The organism is Allochromatium humboldtianum (assembly GCF_013385175.1).
In the GTDB taxonomy this organism is placed as follows: domain Bacteria; phylum Pseudomonadota; class Gammaproteobacteria; order Chromatiales; family Chromatiaceae; genus Thermochromatium; species Thermochromatium humboldtianum.
In genome coordinates, this window is record NZ_JABZEO010000008.1 from 1 (window position 1) to 670 (window position 670).

Annotated in this window: 1 pseudogene; it reads left to right on the forward strand. The window is 66.7% G+C overall.

The features are described 5' to 3' along the window. A pseudogene (locus tag HW932_RS12680) lies at positions 1–605 on the forward strand (RNA-guided endonuclease IscB); the annotation flags it as partial. Positions 606–670 lie beyond the last annotated feature (65 nt).

The window sequence follows — 670 nt, forward strand, 5'->3', positions numbered from 1 at the left end:
CGAAACAGTCCATCGAGGACTTTCTGCAACGCCAACCGGCGCTCCTGCACCAGATCCAGGCCCAGGCCAAAGCACCGCTCCAGGACGCCACCGCCGTCAATGCCACGCGCTGGGCGCTGTTTAATGCGCTCAAAGCTACGGGCCTGCCGGTCGAGACCGCCTCGGGCGGACGCACCAAGTTCAATCGCACGCGCCTGGACATCCCCAAAACCCATGCCCTCGATGCCGCCTGTGTCGGCGCCGTCGATCAGGTGCGCGACTGGAACCGCCCGGTCCTGAGCATCCGCGCCACCGGACGCGGCGCTTATAGCCGCACGCGCACGTTCAACAACGGCTTCCCGCGCGGCTATTTGATGCGCGAAAAGCGCGTCCAGGGCTTCCAGACCGGCGATTGGGTGCGCGCCGAGGTGCCCACGGGCCAGAAGGCCGGCGTGCATGTCGGACGCGTGGCCATCCGGCGCACGGGGTCGTTCAACGTCCAGACGCCCGGCGGTACGGTCGCAGGCATTTCACATCGCTATTGCCGTCTGCTGCAACGCGCCGACGGCTATGGCTACACCATTCAAACCAAACCTGTAACGGAGGACGCGAGGCGGGCGGCCTAACCGCGCTGCGCGCGGTGCGCTATCCCTCCCCGCCAGTCAAGGACGGGGTTTCTCGCGCAAGACTG